Raw genomic sequence first — 19132 nt, 5'->3', positions numbered from 1 at the left:
GTTGTCCTGCATGCGCAGCAACGCCAGCGCGGCGGTAAAGCCCGCGGTGCCGATGATCATGCTCTCGCGCAGACTGAGGCCCTGCGGCAGCGGAATAGTCCATTGCGCCGGCAGGCGAAGGTATTGGCTGTAGCCACCGTCGCGGGTTTCGGACAGGCCGCTGCCAGTGCATAGCACCGAGTCGCCTTGTTTGAAGGCTGGGTCGGCGGATGCCACGACGTGGCCGGCGACGTCGATGCCGCCATTGAGCGGAAACTGGCGAAGGATTTTGCCTTTGCCGGTGCCAGCCAAGGCATCTTTGTAGTTGACCGACGAATAGGCGACTTTGATCAGTACTTCGCCGGGAGTCAGCGCCTGGATGCCTAGGGTTTCCACGCTGCTGCGATAACCGGCATCGTCATGTTGAATGCGAAAAGCGCAAAAGCTGTGCGCGTCGGTCATGTCATGGCTCCATTGCATCCTGGCTGAATTGCGCAAGGGTATGCTGTAGTCCTGCCGCAGGCCGAGCCGGCCGGTGGCTTCTGGCAAGGCCAGGTTGGTTCATCAAGAGGTGGCAGTCACCGCTGGATCGATCCATTTAGGGATGTAACTACCCTGGTAGTGCTGCATCCATTCGAACAACGCCTCGATACTTTCTCCAAACCAGACGCCTTGCGTTTGTTCGGCACGCACAAAGCCTTCGCCGACCATGTGCTCCATCATCGTGCGCAACGGGCTGTAATAGCCGCGCACGTTGTGAAAGGCGCAAGGATATTGATGCAACCCCAGCTGTGCCCAGGTCAGCATTTCGAACATTTCATCCATGGTGCCGAAACCGCCGGGCAGGGCGACAAAGGCATCGGACAATTCGAACATGCGGGTCTTGCGTTGATGCATGGTCTCGACCACATGCAGCTCGGTCAAGCCCTTATGCGCCACTTCACGTTCGACCAGCTGGCGCGGAATCACCCCGATCACCTTGCCGCCGCCGGCCAGTACCGCATCGGCGACGGTACCCATCAAGCCCACTTTGCCGCCGCCATACACCAGGGCCATGCCGCGGCGTGCCATTTCGGTGCCGAAAGCACGCGCATGTTCGACATAGTCAGGGTGGCTACCGCTGTTGGAGCCGCAATAGACGCAGAGGGCGGTGACTTGGGGCATGGAGCTGCTCGTCAAGGTTTAAAAGAAACGGCCCGCCCATGTCGCCACGGGCGGGCCGCACGGTCAACTGCTAACTTCAGTTGCCCTTATGGATCGCGCGCTTGTCGACCGACAGCGCTGCCTCGTGCACCGCTTCGGACAGCGTCGGGTGAGCGTGGACGATACGTGCCAGATCTTCGGCGGAGCCCTTGAACTCCATCGTCACCACGGCTTCGGCAATCAGCTCGGACACACCGGGGCCGACCATGTGCACGCCGAGCAGGCGATCGGTCTCGGCATGGGCAAGCATCTTCACCTGGCCGACGGCCTCGTTCATCGCGACGGCGCGGCCGATCGCGGCGAACGGGAAGGTGCCGACTTTGTACGGAATGCCGGCGTCCTTGAGTTCCTTTTCGGTCTTGCCGGCCCAGGCAATTTCCGGCTCGGTGTAGATCACCCACGGAATGGTGTCGTAGTTGATGTGACCGGCTTTGCCGGCGATCCACTCGGCCACCGCGACGCCTTCTTCGGAGCCCTTGTGCGCAAGCATCGGGCCGCGCACCGCGTCACCAATCGCCCACACGCCATCGACGCCGGTGTGATTGTGCTCGTCGACCACGATGCGGCCACGCTCATCCAGCTTCACGCCGGTGTCGTCCGCCAGCAGGCCGGTGGTATAGGCGCGCCGGCCGACAGCGACCAGCAGCTTGTCGACGGTAAGCTGATGCGCACCGTCCTTGTCTTCGTAGGTCAGCTCGACCTCGTTCTTCTTGACGTCGGCCTTGGTCAGCTTGGCGCCGAGCTTGATGGTAAGACCCTGCTTGGCGAATTCACGGGCGGCGATCTTGGCCACGTCGGCGTCGGCGACAGAGAGGAAGTCCGGCAACGCCTCGAGAATGGTGACGTCGGCGCCGAGGCGTTTCCACACGCTGCCAAGCTCCAAGCCGATCACGCCGGCACCGATCACGCCCAGGCGCTTCGGCACTTCGGTGAGATCCAGTGCGCCGGCGTTGTCGACGATGTTCTTGCCGTCGAACTTGGCAAACGGCAACTCGATGGGCACCGAGCCCGAGGCGAGGATGACATTGGTCGCGCTGATGGTCTGCTTGCCGCCGTCGGGGGCGGTGACTTCGACGCTATTGCCCTTAAGCAGCTTGCCGGTGCCGAAGAACGGGGTGATCTTGTTCGCCTTGAACAGCTGGCTGACGCCGCCGGTGAACTGCTTGACGATTTTGTCCTTGCGGCCAACGAAGGTCGCCACATCGATGCGCGGATTGTCGGCACTGATGCCATGCACAGCGAAGTTATGTGTGAGGTTGTGGAACTGGCGCGAGGAATCGAGTAGCGCCTTGGACGGGATGCAACCCACGTTGAGGCAGGTGCCGCCGAGGGCTTGCTTGCCATCCTTGCCGGCGAAGGCATCTACGCAAGCGGTTTTCAGGCCCAGTTGGGCGGCGCGGATCGCGGCCACATAGCCGGCGGGGCCGGCGCCGATGACGATGACGTCGAATTTATCGCTCATTACTTGTTCCTTGCTGCGTGACGCGCCGGTGGGGCGTGGCATGGTGGAGCGGGGGAGGTGTGCGGCGAGTGCGCGGTTTGCGCTACGACTCGCCGCCAGAGCTTCGTTACCTATTTGCTTTGATCGCCAAGGCGATCAAAGCATCAAAGACCAAGCAGCATGCGCTGCGGATTCTCGAGCTGGTTCTTGATATCGACCAGGAACAGCACCGCGTCTTTGCCGTCGATGATGCGATGGTCGTAGCTGAGCGCCAGATACATCATCGGCGCGGCAATGACCTGGCCGTTTTCGACAATGGCGCGCTCTTTGATGGTGTGCATGCCCAGGATGGCGCTCTGCGGCGGATTGACGATCGGCGTGGACAGCAGCGAGCCGAAAGTGCCGCCGTTGGTGATGGTGAAGGTGCCACCCTGCAGGTCGTCCAGGCCGAGCTTGCCGTCACGCGCTTTCTTGGCGTACTCGAGGATGCCTTTTTCGACATCGGCGAAGCCCATGTCCTGCACGTCGCGCAGCACCGGGGTGACCAGGCCCTTGTCGGTGGACACGGCGATGGAGATGTCCTGGTAACCGTGATAAATCACGTCGTTGCCATCGACCGAGGCATTGACCACCGGGTGACGCTTCAGCGCTTCGGCGGCGGCCTTGACGAAGAAGCTCATGAAGCCGAGCTTGACGCCATTGGTCTTTTCAAACTGCTCGCCCAGCGTTTTGCGCATCTTCACGACTTCGGCCAGATTGACTTCGTTGAACGAGGTCAGCATGGCGATGGAGTTCTTCGACTGCATCAGGCGCTCGGCGATACGCGCACGCATGCGGGTCATCGGCACGCGTTCTTCCGGGCGGGCGCCGGGCGTGGGCTTGGCGGCAGGTGCCGCAGCCGGTGCGCCACCCTTGCCGTAGTTGATCAGATCTTCTTTGGTGACGCGGCCATCGCGGCCGGTGCCAGCCACGTTGGAGGCGTCGATTTTCTGCTCGGTGGCGACACGCAGGCCGGCAGGAGACAAATCGGCGTTACCGCTGACGGCAGCCTTCGGTGCCTCGGCGGCCTGGGCTGGAGCCGGGGCGGCAGCGGCGGCCGGTGCGGGCGCAGCAGCGGCAGCGCCCTCTTCGATCACCGCGATCACCTGCTGGCTGAGCACGGTGGCGCCTTCCTGGAACTTCAGCTCTTTGATGACGCCGTCGACGGTCGATGGCACTTCCAGCACAACCTTGTCGGTTTCCAGGTCAACCAGATTCTCGTCGCGCTTGACCGCGTCACCGACCTTTTTGTGCCAGGTGGCGATGGTGGCGTCAGAAACAGACTCGGGCAGAACGGGGACTTTGACTTCAATGGACATGCTGGTCTTACTCCGCGGAGTGGTCAGTGCCGACTGGCGCAACTAGCGCCTGCTCGACGAGCGCCGACTGTTCGGCGACATGGGTGTTGAGGTGGCCGGCAGCCGGGGCTGGCGAGCGCGCGCGTCCTGCGTAGGACAGGCTGTGCTTGCTGCCGATGCAGGCTTGCAGGTGATGACGGATCTGGAACCAGGCGCCCTGGTTCATCGGTTCTTCCTGGCACCAGATCACTTCTTTGGCGGAGGAGAACTTTTCCAGCTCGGCGGTGACTTCGGGGCGCGGGAACGGATAGAGCTGCTCGACGCGCACGATGGCGACATCTTTCTGCTCGCGTTTCTCGGCGTCTTCGAGCAGGTCGTAATAGACCTTGCCGGAGCAGAACACCACGCGCTTGACCTTCTTCACCGGCAGATCGCGATGTTCGCCGATCACCAGCTGGAAGCTGCCGTTGGCCAGTTCGTCCAGGCTGGAAATGGCCAGCTTGTGACGCAGCAACGACTTGGGCGTCATCACGATCAGCGGCTTGCGGGTAGGCCGCAGCATCTGCCGGCGAATCATGTGGAAGTCTTGCGCCGGCGTGGTCGGCACGCAGACCTGCATATTGTCCAGCGCGCACAACTGCAAGAAGCGCTCAAGGCGGGCGGAGGAATGCTCCGGGCCCTGGCCTTCGTAACCATGCGGCAGGTACAACGCCAGGCCACACAGGCGGTTCCACTTGGCCTCGCCCGAGCTGATGAACTGGTCGATGACCACCTGGGCGCCGTTGGCGAAATCGCCGAACTGGCCTTCCCAGATGTGCAGGGTGTAAGGATCGGTGGTGGAGTGACCGTACTCGAACGCCATGACGGCTTCTTCGCTGAGCAGCGAGTCGATCACCTCGACATCGGCGGTGGCGCGGACGTTGGCCAACGGCATGAAGGTGTGGCCGTCTTTCTGGTCATGCAGCACGGCATGGCGATGAAAGAAGGTGCCGCGGCCGGAATCCTGGCCGACCAGACGCATGTCGTAGCCAGCATCGATCAAGGTGGCGTAGGCGAGGTTTTCGGCAAAGCCCCAGTCGCCCGGCAATTCGCCGGCGGTCATTTTGCGGCGGTCTTCGTAAATCTTCGCCACGCGCGGCTGCAGGGTAAGGTCGGCTGGCAGTTCGAGAATCTTGTTGGCCAGCTCAAGCAGCTTCTGTTTCGGCACGGTGGTGTCCACCGGGTCGGACAGCTTGCCGTTGATCAGGCCGCTCCAATCCACCTCGATATCTTTGACCAAGGTGTTGGTGAGCTCGGTCATCGGGGTGCCGGCCTCGAGGCGGGCGCGATAGTCTTCGAACTGCTTTTGTGCGTCGCCGTCGGCAAGCATGCCTTCTTTGACCAACTGCTGCGCATACAGATCGCGGGCGGTCGGGCGCTTGCGGATGATCTGGTACATCACCGGCTGCGTCGCCGCGGGCTCGTCGGCTTCGTTGTGACCGTGGCGGCGGTAGCAGACCAGGTCGATCACCACGTCTTTGCGGAACTGCTTGCGGAAGTCGTAGGCCAGGCGGGTGACCTGGATGACGGCCTCCGGGTCGTCGCCGTTCACATGGAACACCGGCGCGTTGACCATCTTGGCCAGGTCGGTGCAATACATGGTGGAGCGAGCGTCTTGCGGGTTTGAGGTGGTAAAGCCGACCTGGTTGTTCACCACCACATGCAGGCTGCCGCCAATCTTGAAGCCGCGGGCCTGGGACATGTTGAACAGTTCCATGTTCACGCCCTGGCCGGCCAGGGCGGCGTCGCCATGGACCAAGAGCGCGATGGACTGCTGGTGTTCGGTGTCGCGGCGGCGAACCTGGCGCGCATGCACCGATCCGGCCACCACCGGGTTGACGATTTCCAGGTGCGACGGATTGAAGGCCAGCGCCACGTGCACACCGCCGTTGGGCGTCTTGACGTCGGCGGAGAAGCCCATGTGGTATTTCACGTCGCCGGTATGAGCCGGGTCATCCACATGCTCAAAGCGGCCTTCGAACTCGTCGAACAGGGTTCTTGGCAGCTTGCCCAGGATGTTGACCAGCACATTCAGGCGGCCGCGGTGGGCCATGCCGATCACTACTTCCTTGATGCCGTTGTCGCCGGCCGCGCGGACCATGTCGTCGATCATCGGAATCAGGCTGTCGCCGCCTTCCAGCGAGAAACGCTTCTGGCCGACGTACTTGGTGTGCAGGTAGCGCTCGAGGCCTTCGGCCGCGGTCAGCCCGTCCAGCACGCGCTGTTTGCCGGCTTTGTCCAGCCCGGCACTGCCATGGGCTTGCTCCAGGCGGGTGTAGATCCAGTTGCGCTGTTCATGATTGCTGATATGCATGAACTCGGTACCGATGGTACCGGTGTAGACCTTTTGCAGCCGCGCCAGCAGCTCGCGCAGCTTCAGGCGCTGACCGCCGCCGGCGTAGTTGCCGGTGTCGAACTCAGTGTCGAGGTCGGCATCGCTGAGGCCGTGGAAGGGCAGGCCCAGATCAGGCGCCGACATTTTTTCGGTCAGGCCGAGCGGGTCGAGGTCAGCGGCAAGATGACCGCGCGAGCGGTACGCGGTAAGCAGGCGCAGAACGCCGGCCTGTTTGCGCGCAGGCTCGTCGTTCATGGGTACGGCGACCGTCACCGCGCCGTTGTGGCGCTGCTTTTGCGCCGCCTCTATACGTGCAATGGCCGCGGCGTGGGATACGTCTCCCGACTCGCGGCCATTAAAGGTCTTGAAGTACTGGCCCCACTCGGGGGAAACCGACGAAGGGTCGGTCAACCAAAGGTCATAGAGTTGTTCGACATAATCGGCGTTGCCGCCAGCGAGTTGGGAGGAATCGAAGAACTCGCGAATCAGGTTTGTGCTCACGTCACCACCGGCAGGGAAGGGAGGCTAGCAGCGATCTGTCCGGTTAGGCCGATCGCTGGCGAAAATCCCGTTAATTATAGCCTTGAGCCGCCATGGCGCGGCAACCCAAATCGTCGACATAAAGTGGGGATCTCCGCTGAAACTTCCAGCCAGCGGCTGTCGACGTTTGCCGTGGGTGCAGGTTTCTACGGGATTTCGACGCATGCCCAAGCGTTTGCGGGGCGTAGTACACGGGCTAACCGGCGTTCAGTTGTCGCTGGTCTAGCTGCGGGGTAATCGGCGATCTGTGCTTCTTCGCAGGAGCTAAATCGCCAGCGGCTGCAGGATCGTGGCGTGTTCGGCGCGATCCCAGATGGTGTCGAAGTGCAGCCGTAATGGGGCTTGGGAGGCACGGTCCCGGCAGGCGGCACGGCCCTGGGGGCGATCGGCATCCGGCTGGAACAGATAGCCATCGCTATCGTTGAGCAAGTAGGCGCTGGGATAGGCCAGGTCCAGCGCCTCGATCGGCGTGCGTACCTGCAGCAGGCTCGGTAGGCGCTGGATCAGGGCGATCAGCCGATGGTTTTCGCGCAGGGCCGCCGCTGGGTCGTGCAGCAAGATACGAATGAGCGCGCCGCGTCCAGAAATCGCTATACGGCGCAATTCGGCCAGTTCATCCGCGCTGGCGAGCACATCGCTTGAAAGCTGCGGCTGGTAAATCATCAGGCGCTGGCGGGTTTGCGTGAGTAACCGCAGGCGGCTGCCGAGCAGCTCGTCCCGGCCGCCGACCCGTAAGGCTTGGATATCGTCAGGCTGTGGCATGGGGGGCGTCAGTGTGAGTTGCATCGTGCGGTGCGGTATGCCGGCATCATCGAATACCTCACCTATGGCGACGAAGCCTTCACGCGCATAAAAACCCATGGCCTGGACCTGCGCATCCAGTGAAACCTCGGGCCAGCCCAGGCTCCGGGCCTGATCGATCAACTTATGCAGCAGGGCGGCGCCGACACCATGACCACGCCAGTCCCGCTGCACCGCCATCCGGCCGATCTTGTACTTGGGGGTAAGCCGGCCGCAGCCGATCGGTTCGCCAGCTTGGTTGCGCGCCAGCACGTGCAGCGAGGTCGCGTCCAGGTCGTCCCATTCCAGCGATTCCGGCACGTTTTGTTCGCGGACGAAAACCTCGAGCCGCAGCGCGCGCAACGCCTCGCGGTCACTGTTCTGTGACCATTGCGCGGTGTCGACACGTATCTGTTGGCTGGCGGTCATCGGTGTCGTGCTTACTTGCGGCGCGCTTTTTGTGGAAGCAGATGACCATCGTTGACCAGGGCCAGCAACAGCTCGCGGTCGGCAGCGGCCAGTTTCTTGGCCGGAAGCAGCGCGCGCTGGGCACACAGTTGCTCGGCCAGGGCAGGCGTCGCCGGATAGGCATGGCCGCTGACATAAAGCGTGCAAGCGGATTTATGGCGGCTCCAGGCGAGCCGGGACCACGGGTGGCGCAGCAACTGGGCGCCGGCGTCGAGTTGCTTGGCGAGCAAGGCGGAGGTTAGTGGCTTATCCATCGCGGCCGGTACCTGGGTACTGCGGTAGCGGGTGATGAAGCGGCCAAACCAGTCGCTCAGGGTCGGCTCGTCCAGCGTCGCGGCAAAGGGCAATGCCTGCCTGAGGCGGGCCAGGGCCTGGCGGTCGATTTCGCCGATTGCCTTGGCCGGGGTCAGGTCGGGGTCGGTATAGCGCAGTTCTTCTGGCAGCCGTTCGGCTAGGTAATCGGCCAGGTCACCGGTGAGTTCGGCTTGCGAGGGCGCGCGCATGCCGACCGAGAACGTCATGCAGGGGCCGCCATAGGCGACGCCGTCGTGCGGTACGCCGGGCGGCAGATAAAGCATGTCGCCGGGTTCGAGCAGCCATTCGTGGGTCGGTTCGAAATGTTTCAGCTGCTTTAGCTCGATGTCTTCGCGGAAATCGGTGGGTGCGGCAGGGTCGGTGCTGATCGCCCAATGCCGTTGGCCCAGCCCCTGCAACAGAAATACATCGTATTGATCCACATGGGCGCCGACGCCGCCGTCAGGTTCGGCATAGGAGATCATGATGTCGTCCATGCGCCAGGTCGGCAGAAACTGGAACGACTCCAGCAGGGCCGCCACGTCGGCGTCCCACTTATCCACGTCTTGCACCAGCAGGGTCCAGTTTGAGCTGGGTGTCTTGCTGAAATCGTCCTCACTCAGCGGGCCGGTCTTGACGTTCCAGCGGTCGCGTTTGAGGTCATGCACGATAAGCCGCGACAAGGCGCCCTCTTCACAGGCGAGGCCGGCCAGGTCGTTGGGTTCCAGCGGTGGCTGGAAATCTGGGAACGCGTTGCGGATGAGCAGCGGGTGTTTCTGCCAGTAATCACGCAGAAAACGCGCGGCAGGCATGCCTAGCGGCTGGTTGGCGGAACCACGGACTTCGAGCGGGAGCGGAGCGGGGGCGGATTTAGTCATCGGCCGATTGTAGCCGTGCTGCATGACGGCGCGAATCCATGCCGTTACTGAAACGCCTTCACCACATTACTCAAGCCCAAGCCGAGCACGGCGATAGCAGCCATCAGCGTGGCTGCCCGCGCCGGCATCACCTTGGCGAACAACGCACTGAACGGCGAGGCCAGCGCGCCGCCCAGGATCAATCCCAGCACCGCCACGCCATGGCTGGCGCCGACATGGATCAGGAAAGTAATGCTGGCTGAGGCGCTTACCACGCATTTGGCCAGGTGGGTGGTGCCGATCACCAGGCGCGGAGTATTGCCGCGAGCGACCAGGCTGGTTACCGTCAGCGCGCTCCAGCCGCCGCCGGCGACGGCATCGGCAAAGCCGGCCACCAGGCCCAACGGGCGCGTTCCGGCGAGTACTTCGTCGCTATGTCCCGGATTGCGGTGGGCGCGCAACAGCAAGAACACCCCCATGCCCAGCAGATACGGGGTAAGGGCAAGGCGCATCCAGGTAGCCGGTACGTGGCTGACCAGATAAGCGCCGAGTACCGCCCCGATCACTCCGGGGATCATCAGGCTGAAAAACAGTTTGCGCCGGACATTGCCCGCCACCAGGTGGCTGATCCCCGAGGCGCCACAGGTAAACGTCTCGGCGTAGTGCACGCTGGCGCTGACCGCGGCGGGCGGCAGGCCCAGGCTGAGCAGCATGGCGGCCGAAGCGACACCAAAGGCCATGCCCAGAGAGCCGTCAATAAGCTGGGCCAGCGCGCCGATAGCGGCAAAGGTGACGAATTCCGAAGACATGGCTTGGCCGAGGCGAAAAGTGCGCTGAGTATTGGTGGCGACTCTTATAGGTGGAAATAAAGCATCGGCATAAGGTCATGCCTAACCATACTTTCCATAAATTTTTACACTCATATAACTTTGGATGCTGAGACGTATAGAAGTCCAAAGGATTAACAGTGAGTGCAGTGACTGCCCTGGGTGTTCAGAATCCCTCGCTTGGCGCCGAAAAGACCGCCTTGTTGGCGCGTCTGGTCGATGGGTTGGGCCCGGCTGAGTTGTATTGGGCAGCGGCCTGGATCGCAACGCAGGCAAGTGGCGGCAGGCTAGCGGGTATCGCGCCGACAGCGGCTGCGGCCAAGCTCCCGGCAGAGCGGCTGACGATTGTCTACGGCAGCCAGACCGGCAACGCCAAACGGATTGCCGAGCGGCTCGCCGGGCGTGGCGAGGCGGCCGGTTTGCCGGTGCGGCTGTTGCGTGCCGATGCTTATCCGCAACGCGAACTGGCGCAAGAGCAGCACCTGATCATTGTCATCAGTACCCAGGGTGACGGCGAGCCACCGGATGATGCACGCGGCCTGGTCGAATTCATTGCCGGTAAGCGCGCGCCCAAGCTGCCCGCGCTGGGCTACGCGGTACTGGGCCTGGGCGATTCGAGCTATCCGCAATTCTGTGCCATCGGCCAGCAACTCGATGCCCGGCTAAGCGAGCTCGGCGCCAGCCGCCTGCTGCCTGCCGCGATGGCTGATGTGGACCTGGAGACGGTGGCGATTCCGTGGGCTGAGCGAGCGCTGGAGGCAGCCCGTGAGGCCTTGAAAGAGGTGACATCCGCGCCGCGAGTGACGCCGTTGTATGCCGTGCCTCAGCGAGCAGTCTACGACCGCGAGCAACCGTTTGAGGCGACGCTGTTGAGCAGCCAGCGCATCGTGTCGCGAGCAAGTGAGCGCGATGTCCGGCATGTCGAGCTTTCGCTCGAAGGCTCCGGCCTCCGTTATGAGCCCGGCGACGCCCTGGGGGTGTGGCCGCATAACCCTCCGGCTTTAGTGAGCCAGTGGCTGGATACCTTGCAACTGGATAGTGCGTTGCAGGTCAGCCACGACGGTCGCACCCTGGCGCTGGCGCAGTGGCTGGGGCGCGAGCGTGAGCTGACCCGGCTCAATGCCTCATTCTTGGCTGCACATGCGGCCTTGGGCGGTCACGCTGAGTTGACCCGGTTATTACAGCCGGAACACGCGACTGAAAAAAATGCGCTGTTCGATCACTTCCAGCCGATCGACTTGTTGCGACGCTATCCCGCGGCCTGGAGCGCTGAGGCGCTGATCGCGGCATTGCGGCCGATGACTCCGCGGCTGTATTCGATTGCATCCAGTTCGAGCGCGGTGGGCGATGAGGTCCACCTGACCGTGGCCGTAGTCGAATACCAGGCGCATGGCAGTCAGCATTGGGGCGCGGCCTCATCATTTCTTGCCGCTGTCGACGAGGATGGCAAGGTGCCGGTGTTCATCGAGTCGAATGAGCGCTTCCGCCTGCCGGTTGATCCGGCGCGCGACATCATCATGATCGGTCCCGGCACGGGAGTGGCGCCGTTTCGCGCCTTCGTGCAAGAGCGGCAGGAGACAGCCGCCAGCGGGCGCAACTGGTTGTTCTTCGGCAACCGTCATTTTGAAGCAGACTTTCTTTATCAGGTCGAATGGCAGGCCGCGCTGAAAAGAGGTGATCTGCATCGGCTCGATCTCGCGTTTTCACGCGACAGCGCGCAAAAAGTGTATGTGCAGCAGCGCCTGCTGGAGCAGGGGCGGGAGCTTTATGCATGGCTGGACGGTGGCGCCTATGTCTATGTCTGCGGCGATGCGACCCAGATGGCGAAAGACGTTCACAACGCGTTGATCGAGATCATCGTGAGCCACGGGCAGCGCTCGCAGGAAGCGGCCAAAGCCTGGCTGGCTGAGCTTATGCAGCAGGGGCGTTATGCCCGCGATGTTTACTGATCAGGTCCGTATCGACATGACAACGACACTTTCCGATTTCGAAATCGTCAAGGCCAAAAGCCGCCATTTGCGCGGTGGTATTGCTGACGGGCTGGTTGATCCGGTGACTGGCGCAATCAGCGACGACGACGGCAAACTGCTGAAGTTCCATGGCAGCTACCAGCAGGATGATCGCGACCTGCGTGATGAGCGCCGCAAGCAAAAGCTCGAGCCGGCGTTTTCTTTCATGATACGGGCGCGCCTGCCGGGCGGCGTGGTGACACCGGCGCAATGGCTGGTATTCGATCGGCTGGCGCGTGAGCACGGTAACGGCAGCTTGCGCATTACCACGCGGCAGACCTTTCAGTGGCACGGCATTATCAAGCGTAAGCTCAAGCCGACCATCGCGGCCATCCACGATGCGTTGTCGACCACGATTGCCGCCTGCGGCGATGTGGTACGCACCGTGGTGAGTACGGCTAACCCGGTCGAGTCGCCGGCGCATGCGATCACCTATGGCTGGGCGGCGCATTTGTCCGAGCACCTCGCACCGAAGACGCGTGCTTATCACGAGATCTGGCTCGACGGCGAGCAACTGGTCGGCGAAGAGGTCGAGCCGCTTTATGGCCCGACGTATTTGCCGCGGAAATTCAAGATTGGCCTGGCCATCCCGCCACTCAACGATATCGATGTATTCGCGCAAGATCTGGGTTTGATCGCCATCATCGAGCGCGGCGTCCTGCTGGGCTTTAATGTGGCTATCGGCGGCGGCATGGGTGCCACACATGGTGATCCGACGACGTATCCCCGCCTGGCCAGCGTGATGGGTTTTGTCACGCCCGAGCAGCTCACGGCAGTCGCTGAAGGTGTGGTTGCGGTGCAGCGTGATTGGGGTAACCGTAGCGAGCGCAAGCATGCGCGCTTGAAGTACACCATCGATCACCGTGGCCTGGATGCGTTCAAGGTCGAACTGGAATCGCGGCTGGGTTTTGCTTTGCAGCCGCAGCGCCCTTACAGCTTCGATCACAACGGCGATCGTTACGGCTGGATCGAAGGCCATGATGGTCGTTGGCATCTGACCTTGCACATCGAATCGGGCCGCTTGGCCGATGTCGGCGAGCGGCGCTGGCTTAGCGGCATGCGCGAACTGGCGCAGGTGCATACCGGCGATTTTCGCCTGACCTGCAATCAGAATGTGATCGTGGCCAATGTCGCGGCAGCAGATCGCGCGCGCATCGATGCCATCGTGCACGCCTACGATTTGGACGCCTATGTGAGCAATCGCGGCATTCGCAGCCACGCCGTGGCCTGCGTGGCGTTGCCGACTTGTGGTTTGGCCATGGCCGAAAGCGAACGCTACTTGCCGTCTTTCTTATCGAAGCTGGAGGCGCAGCTTGAACGGCATGGTTTGGCTGATGCGCCGATCCTGCTACGCCTGTCCGGTTGCCCTAACGGTTGTTCGCGGCCTTATCTGGGTGAGATCGCCTTGGTCGGCCGTGCACCGGGTCGCTACGACCTGCGCCTGGGCGCCGACTTCCGCGGTCAACGGCTTAATCGGGTTTATCGCGAAAACATTGATGAGGTCGCCATTCTCGGCATTCTCGATGGTTTGTTTGCTCGCTACGCAGCCGAGCGCAATAACGGTGAGGGTTTCGGCGATTTCCTCACGCGTGTCGACGTGATTCCGGTCGAGGCGGCGCCACAAGCAGCGCGGCAGATTCCCTTGCAGGTGAGCGCATGAATGCGATGTTGCCAGGGCATGCCTTGGAGGTGCCGAGTCAATATACAGCGCTTGAATTGGACGAGCTCAATGCCTGGCTAGAGGAACGCTCGGCCGAGGAACGAGTGGCCTGGGTTTTCGAGCGCATCGCCGGCCCGCAGGTGCTTTCGTCGAGCTTTGGTGCGCAATCGGCGGTGTCGCTGCATATGTTGACCCGCTGGCAGCCGCAAATTCCGGTGGTGCTGGTGGATACCGGTTATCTATTCGCCGAGACCTACCAATTCATTGACGAGTTGACCGAGCGCCTGGGATTGAATCTCAAGATCTACCAGTCCCCGCTAAGCCCGGCCTGGATGGAGGCGCGCGATGGGCGGCTATGGGAGCAGGGCGTTGCCGGCATCGATCGCTATAACCAGTTGCGCAAGGTCGAGCCAATGCAACGCGCGCTATCCGAATTAGGTGCCACCGGCTGGTTTGCGGGGCTGCGCCGCAGCCAATCGCAAAGCCGCGGGGCGATTGATTTTGCCGAGCGCAAGAACGGTCGCTGGAAATGGCATCCCCTGGCCGATTGGAGCGATCGCGACGTCGGCATGTATCTCAAACGACATGACCTGCCTTATCACCCGTTGTGGGAGCAGGGCTATGTATCGATTGGCGATACCCACACCACTCGGCGCTGGGAACCTGGCATGGATGCCGAAGATACCCGTTTCTATGGCCTCAAACGCGAGTGCGGGCTGCATCACCTTGTGTGACTCCCCATCGTTTTCGATGGCCACCCCCGATCAATAAAGAAAACATCATGAGCCAAATTTTGCGTGACCTTACGGATCAAACCTTGACTAATGAAGCTGCGATCCGCGCATCGCATGCCAGTAGCCTGCTGGCCAGCGGGCGGCTGATTGCTCCGCACGGCGGCGTGCTGAAAGAGCGCTATCTGCCCGCTGCCGAGGCCGAGGCGTGGAAGAAGCGCAGCGCCGGTTTGCCCGGTGTGGATCTGGGCACCCGCCAGCTATGCGATCTGGAGCTGCTACTGAATGGGGCGTTCTCGCCACTGGAAGGTTTTCTCAACCAAGCCGACTACACCCGCGTCGTTGAAGAACTGCGTCTGGCCGACGGCACCTTGTGGCCGATGCCGATTACCCTGGATGTGAGCGAGGCATTTGCTGCGTCACTGCTCCCTGGTAGCGAAGTGGCCTTGCGCGATCTGCAAGGCGTGCCGCTGGCCGTGCTCGAGGTGCAAGATATTTATCGTCCTGATCTGGAATACGAGGCGAAGAAGGTTTTTGGCACCACCGATCGTACACATCCCGGTGTCGCCACCTTGCTGGATCGCACCCGGCCGGTTTATCTGGGGGGGCGCGTGCGCGGCATCCAGTCGCCTGCACATTACGATTTCGGCGAATTGCGCGATACCCCGCGCGGTTTGCGCGCATGGTTCGAGGCCAATGGCTGGAGTCGCATCGTGGCGTTCCAGACGCGCAATCCGATGCATCGCGCGCATCGCGAACTAACCTTGCGTGCCGCTCAGCAGGTGGGGGCCAAGTTATTGATCCAGCCGTCGGTGGGCTTGACCAAACCGGGCGATGTGGATCACTACACACGAGTTCGTTGCTATCACGCCTTGTTGGCGGAGTACCCGCAGGGTGACGTAAAACTCTCGCTGCTGCCGTTGGCCATGCATGGGCGGGCCACGCGAGGCGTTGTGGCATGCCATCATCCGCAAGAACTACGGCGCCAGCCATTTCATTGTCGGGCGCGACCATGCCGGCCCGGGCAAGGATGCCAATGGCCAGCCGTTTTACGGTCCTTACGAGGCGCAAGCGCTGCTCGAACAGCACCAGGGCGAGCTGGGCATCCATATCGTGCCATTCCCGGCGATGGTTTATGCGGCCAATCGCGACACTTACCTGCCGTCCAATGAGGTGACCGCCAGCGACGATGTCCGCGATGTTTCGGGCACGCAGCTGCGCCAGTTTCTGCATGATGGCGCGGAGATCCCAGCCTGGTTTAGTTTTCCCAACGTGGTGAAGATTCTGCGCGAACGCCATCCGGTGCACGCGCCACGCGGTTTCGCCTTGTTCTTTACCGGGCTTTCGGGCTCGGGCAAGTCGACCATTGCGCAGGCGGTGATCGCGCAATGGCTGGAGCACAGCAGTCGTGCGGTCACGGTGCTCGATGGCGATGAGGTGCGTAAGCATTTGTCGCGCGGGCTGGGTTTCTCTCGTGAGGATCGCGCCGCCAATGTCACGCGCATTGCTTATGTGGCGAGTGAGATCGTGCGCCATGGCGGCATCGCGATTTGCGCACCGATTGCACCTTATGCCAATGATCGGGCCGAGGCGCGTGCGCTGGTCGAGGCACACGGCGATTTCATTGAGATCCATGTGGCCACCTCGCTCGAAGTATGCGAGTCACGCGATCGCAAAGGTCTGTATGCGCAGGCACGCGCTGGCACCATCAGCCAGTTCACCGGGATCAGCGATCCCTACGAAGTGCCCGAACACCCCGAGCTGCGGCTGGACGGTAGTGCCGCCGAGCCAGTGGCGCTGGCCCAGCAGATTCTCGCGCTATTGCGCAGTCGTGGCTTGATCGATGCATGAGTCCATCAGCCCCCTCTCGCAGGAGAGGGGGCGGTATATGTCATGCGGCATCCGGCAACGACAAGGCCGACCGCTCGCGCCAGTGTGGAATGCTTGGCCAGTCATACGGCGTGGTGGTGGCCAATGCCCGGGTGACATCGCGGCGGTTCAAATGCGGCGCGAACTGATGGATGAATTCCAGCACGTATTCGCGCAGCACCGCTTCACGTCGCAGCACAATCCAGGTGGTGCACGGCGGCAGCAAATGATCGGCGCTGAGTATGCGCAGATCGGTATCGCCAGACAGCATGGCCATCTCAGCCAGTACGCCTAGGCCAAGGCCGGCGCGGACATAGGTCTTGATCAAGTCGGCGTCACCGGCGGTCATGGCGACCCGTGGGCGTAAGCCGGCAATTTCGAAGGCCTGGCGTAGCGAAGATTCGGTCTTCAGCGACGATTCGTAGCTGACCAGGGGCCACGCTACCAGATCGTCCAGCGACAGAATCCGTTTCCGTTCGGCCAGGGGATGCCCTTGCGGGGCAACGATGACCCGGCTCCAGCGATAAGCGGGAATGGCGATGCCTATGCTGGGTGGGGCACCGGTTCCACTGACGACGGCCAGGTCGACACGCCCGGCTTCCAGCTGTGCCAATGCCTCATCGGTGGGGCCCGGCAGCAAATGCACGCTGACCTGGGGGTAGCGCACATTCAAGGCGGTAATCGCCGCGGGCAATGCGAAACGCGCCTGCGTATGCGTGGTGGCGATATGCAGTTCGCCACGCGCTTCATTGCGCAGGTTGGCGGCAATCGAGCGGATGTTATCGGCTTCAGAGAGGATAGTGCGGGCGCGGATCAGCACGTGCTGGCCGGCGTGGGTCACGGCCTCGAGGCTTTTGCCTTTGCGGATAAACAATCGAAAGCCCAGTTCATCTTCCAGTTGTTTGAGCTGCTTGCTGAGGCCGGGCTGGGTGGCGTGGATGCGCTCTGCCGCCAGGGTGATGTTGAGGCCGGCGTCGGCAATGGCGACGAAATAACGAAGTTGGGTCAAGGTCATGGCGATGGATTCGTGAGCAGTCGAGGGCGGGTGGGATAGCGCGCGAACGAACACGGGTACATCGCCAAATGCTGTGAAGTGCGGCACCAAGCACGAGAGGACTGGGCAGGACCGCAGGGCGGTTGCTCTGTAAGAGGGCGATGGTGGGCTTGGCTGTCGACATATTCAGACGTCTATACGTATATATGAAAACATTGTCAATGTTTCGTTATCGACATGACGGAATGTTATATGCCGCGAGAGCCAAATTATTTGCCTCTCGCCGTGAATGCAGCGTAGTTTTTCCGAGCTCTGGCTGGCGACGCTGATGACGAGTTTTTACGCCCTATGAAGCTTTATCCCTTGTTTGCTGACCTGTCTGGTCGCGCTGTGCTGGTGATTGGCGGTGGGGCGGTGGCCGAGCGCAAGGCGGCCACGCTGATCGAGGTCAAGGCGCAAGTCACGGTCAATGCCCCTGAGCTGACCCCGCAACTGCGGCGATGGGTCGAGCAGGGCTTGATAGCGCATCGTCCGGATGCCTTTAGAGAGACCTGGCTGGATCGCGTGTGGCTGGTGGTGGCGGCCACTTCGGACCGTGAGACGAACCGGCTGGTGGCTTCGCTGGCTGAGTTACGGCGCATCTTCGTCAATGTGGTGGACGATGCCGAGCTGTCCAGCTTTCATGTGCCGGCGGTGGTCGACCGGGCGCCGTTGACGATTGCCATCTCCAGCGGTGGCGCGGCACCGATGCTGGCCCGGCTGGTGCGGGAACGGCTGGAGAGCTTGCTTGACCCTTCGCTGGGCGCCTTGACCACACTGGCCGCCCGCCTGCGTACGCGGATTCGCGCACGCCTGCCTGAGATGGCGGCACGCCGCCGATTCTATGAACAATTGTTCGCAGGCCCAGTGGCGGCGTTGCTGCGGCAGGCGCGACCACAGGAGGCGCGGCGCGCAGCAGAGCGTGCCTTGCTAGCCGAGGCCAAGGGGACTCAGGGCTCGGTGGTCTTGGTCGGGGCGGGCCCGGGCGATCCGGGCTTACTCACCCTGCGCGCAGTACGGGCCATGAACGAGGCGGATGTGATTCTGCACGACCGCCTGGTCAGCGCCGAGGTGCTGGCCCTGGCCAGGCGCGATGCGGAGCGCATCGAGGTCGGCAAGCAGGCGGGCAACCATCATTACACCCAGGACGCTATTCATGATTTGCTGCTGCAGCATGTGCGAGCAGGGCGGCGGGTGGTCAGGCTGAAGGGCGGCGACCCTTTCGTGTTTGGCCGCGGCGGCGAGGAGCTGCAGTTCCTGCGCCAGCATAGCATCGCCTATGAGGTCGTCCCGGGTATTACGGCAGCGCTGGCCTGCGCCGCTTATGCCGGCGTGCCGTTGACCCACCGCGATCATGCACAAGCCGTGCGTCTGCTAACCGCGCAGTGCCAGCGCTCACACGATGCACTGGATTGGCATGCGCTGGCGCAAGAGCGGCAGACATTGGCGGTGTATATGGGGGTGAGTGAGCTGGCGGCATTCAGTGCGCGCTTGCTGGCGCATGGTCGTGCCGCATCGACGCCGTTTGCGCTGATTGAAAACGGCTCGCGGGCTGAGCAGCGGGTGGTTACCGGGACGCTGGCGAATATGCCGCAGCGGGCTAGCGCCCATAACGTACGTTCGCCAGCATTGTTGATACTCGGCGAGGTGGCCGCGCTGGCGGAGTCGTTGGCTTGGTTCGGCCAGCCACCCCTGGGTGAACCCAGGGCCGAACCGCATGCCGATGGCGA

14 protein-coding genes and 1 pseudogene are annotated in these 19132 nt (G+C 62.4%); 6 read left to right on the top strand and 9 right to left on the bottom strand.

What is annotated here, in order from left to right:
- The 8 genes from OUZ52_RS17770 to OUZ52_RS17735 all read right to left on the bottom strand — a co-directional run.
- Positions 1-441: alcohol dehydrogenase catalytic domain-containing protein (locus OUZ52_RS17770; RefSeq protein ID WP_323135369.1), on the bottom strand; the 441-nt coding region annotated here is incomplete at its 3' end.
- Positions 442-543: 102 nt separating this feature from the next.
- Positions 544-1143, bottom strand: coding sequence for an LOG family protein (locus tag OUZ52_RS17765; RefSeq protein ID WP_266159866.1), 600 nt, complete (start codon positions 1141-1143; stop codon positions 544-546).
- A 76-nt stretch (positions 1144-1219) separates the two neighbouring features.
- Positions 1220-2644 (bottom strand): dihydrolipoyl dehydrogenase, encoded by a 1425-nt coding sequence (gene lpdA / locus OUZ52_RS17760; protein ID WP_266159865.1) that lies wholly within the window; start codon positions 2642-2644, stop codon positions 1220-1222.
- Between the two features lie 143 nt (positions 2645-2787).
- Entirely contained in the window at positions 2788-3981 is a 1194-nt protein-coding gene (gene sucB, locus OUZ52_RS17755) for a dihydrolipoyllysine-residue succinyltransferase (protein WP_266159864.1), read from the bottom strand.
- Between the two features lie 7 nt (positions 3982-3988).
- Positions 3989-6835, bottom strand: coding sequence for a 2-oxoglutarate dehydrogenase E1 component (locus OUZ52_RS17750; protein ID WP_266159863.1), 2847 nt, complete (start codon positions 6833-6835; stop codon positions 3989-3991).
- Positions 6836-7138: 303 nt separating this feature from the next.
- The gene (locus OUZ52_RS17745) at positions 7139-8083 is read right to left on the bottom strand and encodes a GNAT family N-acetyltransferase (protein WP_266159862.1); all 945 of its coding nucleotides are present in this window, start codon (positions 8081-8083) and stop codon (positions 7139-7141) included.
- Between the two features lie 11 nt (positions 8084-8094).
- Positions 8095-9294 (bottom strand): cupin domain-containing protein, encoded by a 1200-nt coding sequence (locus OUZ52_RS17740; RefSeq protein ID WP_266159861.1) that lies wholly within the window; start codon positions 9292-9294, stop codon positions 8095-8097.
- 44 nt (positions 9295-9338) lie between these two features.
- Positions 9339-10082 (bottom strand): sulfite exporter TauE/SafE family protein, encoded by a 744-nt coding sequence (locus OUZ52_RS17735; RefSeq protein ID WP_266159860.1) that lies wholly within the window; start codon positions 10080-10082, stop codon positions 9339-9341.
- A 167-nt stretch (positions 10083-10249) separates the two neighbouring features.
- Between OUZ52_RS17735 and OUZ52_RS17730 the strand changes: the two genes are divergently transcribed.
- The 5 genes and pseudogenes from OUZ52_RS17730 to cysC all read left to right on the top strand — a co-directional run bounded on the left by OUZ52_RS17730 (position 10250) and on the right by cysC (position 16351).
- Entirely contained in the window at positions 10250-12049 is a 1800-nt protein-coding gene (locus OUZ52_RS17730) for an assimilatory sulfite reductase (NADPH) flavoprotein subunit (RefSeq protein WP_266159868.1), read from the top strand.
- A gap of 16 nt (positions 12050-12065) precedes the next feature.
- Positions 12066-13769: an assimilatory sulfite reductase (NADPH) hemoprotein subunit gene (gene cysI / locus OUZ52_RS17725; RefSeq protein WP_266159859.1), complete on the top strand. Its 1704-nt coding sequence runs from the start codon at positions 12066-12068 to the stop codon at positions 13767-13769.
- Positions 13770-13774: 5 nt separating this feature from the next.
- Complete coding sequence (locus OUZ52_RS17720) at positions 13775-14503, top strand: phosphoadenylyl-sulfate reductase (protein WP_266159867.1); 729 nt, start codon at positions 13775-13777, stop codon at positions 14501-14503.
- A gap of 47 nt (positions 14504-14550) precedes the next feature.
- Positions 14551-15733, top strand: a pseudogene (gene sat, locus OUZ52_RS17715) (sulfate adenylyltransferase); the annotation flags it as partial.
- A 39-nt stretch (positions 15734-15772) separates the two neighbouring features.
- Positions 15773-16351 carry an adenylyl-sulfate kinase gene (gene cysC / locus OUZ52_RS23045; protein ID WP_425493875.1) on the top strand — a complete coding sequence of 193 codons (579 nt, stop codon included), beginning with the start codon at positions 15773-15775 and terminating at the stop codon, positions 16349-16351.
- A 40-nt stretch (positions 16352-16391) separates the two neighbouring features.
- Here cysC and OUZ52_RS17705 read toward each other — a convergent pair whose 3' ends face one another.
- On the bottom strand, positions 16392-17384 hold the full coding sequence (locus OUZ52_RS17705) for a LysR substrate-binding domain-containing protein (RefSeq protein WP_266159857.1): 993 nt from the start codon (positions 17382-17384) through the stop codon (positions 16392-16394).
- 327 nt (positions 17385-17711) lie between these two features.
- On the opposite strand from OUZ52_RS17705, the gene cysG reads away from it, so the two are divergent.
- Positions 17712-19132: siroheme synthase CysG (gene cysG / locus OUZ52_RS17700; protein ID WP_266159856.1), on the top strand; the 1421-nt coding region annotated here is incomplete at its 3' end.

The sequence above is a fragment of the Dyella silvatica genome, assembly GCF_026283955.1.
GTDB classification, from domain to species: domain Bacteria; phylum Pseudomonadota; class Gammaproteobacteria; order Xanthomonadales; family Rhodanobacteraceae; genus Dyella_C; species Dyella_C silvatica.
Note: the sequence above shows the minus strand (reverse complement) of the source record. Positions and strands in the feature narration are given on the sequence as shown.

Excerpts from the sequence above, each read along its gene's own strand:
- OUZ52_RS17745 (WP_266159862.1), bottom strand. The coding sequence starts at position 8,083 with ATGACCGCCAGCCAACAGATACGTGTCGACACCGCGCAATGGTCACAG.
- sucB (WP_266159864.1), bottom strand. The coding sequence starts at position 3,981 with ATGTCCATTGAAGTCAAAGTCCCCGTTCTGCCCGAGTCTGTTTCTGAC.
- OUZ52_RS17735 (WP_266159860.1), bottom strand. The coding sequence starts at position 10,082 with ATGTCTTCGGAATTCGTCACCTTTGCCGCTATCGGCGCGCTGGCCCAG.
- lpdA (WP_266159865.1), bottom strand. The coding sequence starts at position 2,644 with ATGAGCGATAAATTCGACGTCATCGTCATCGGCGCCGGCCCCGCCGGC.
- OUZ52_RS17740 (WP_266159861.1), bottom strand. The coding sequence starts at position 9,294 with ATGACTAAATCCGCCCCCGCTCCGCTCCCGCTCGAAGTCCGTGGTTCC.
- cysI (WP_266159859.1), top strand. The coding sequence starts at position 12,066 with ATGACAACGACACTTTCCGATTTCGAAATCGTCAAGGCCAAAAGCCGC.
- OUZ52_RS17720 (WP_266159867.1), top strand. The coding sequence starts at position 13,775 with ATGTTGCCAGGGCATGCCTTGGAGGTGCCGAGTCAATATACAGCGCTT.
- OUZ52_RS17765 (WP_266159866.1), bottom strand. The coding sequence starts at position 1,143 with ATGCCCCAAGTCACCGCCCTCTGCGTCTATTGCGGCTCCAACAGCGGT.
- OUZ52_RS17705 (WP_266159857.1), bottom strand. The coding sequence starts at position 17,384 with ATGACCTTGACCCAACTTCGTTATTTCGTCGCCATTGCCGACGCCGGC.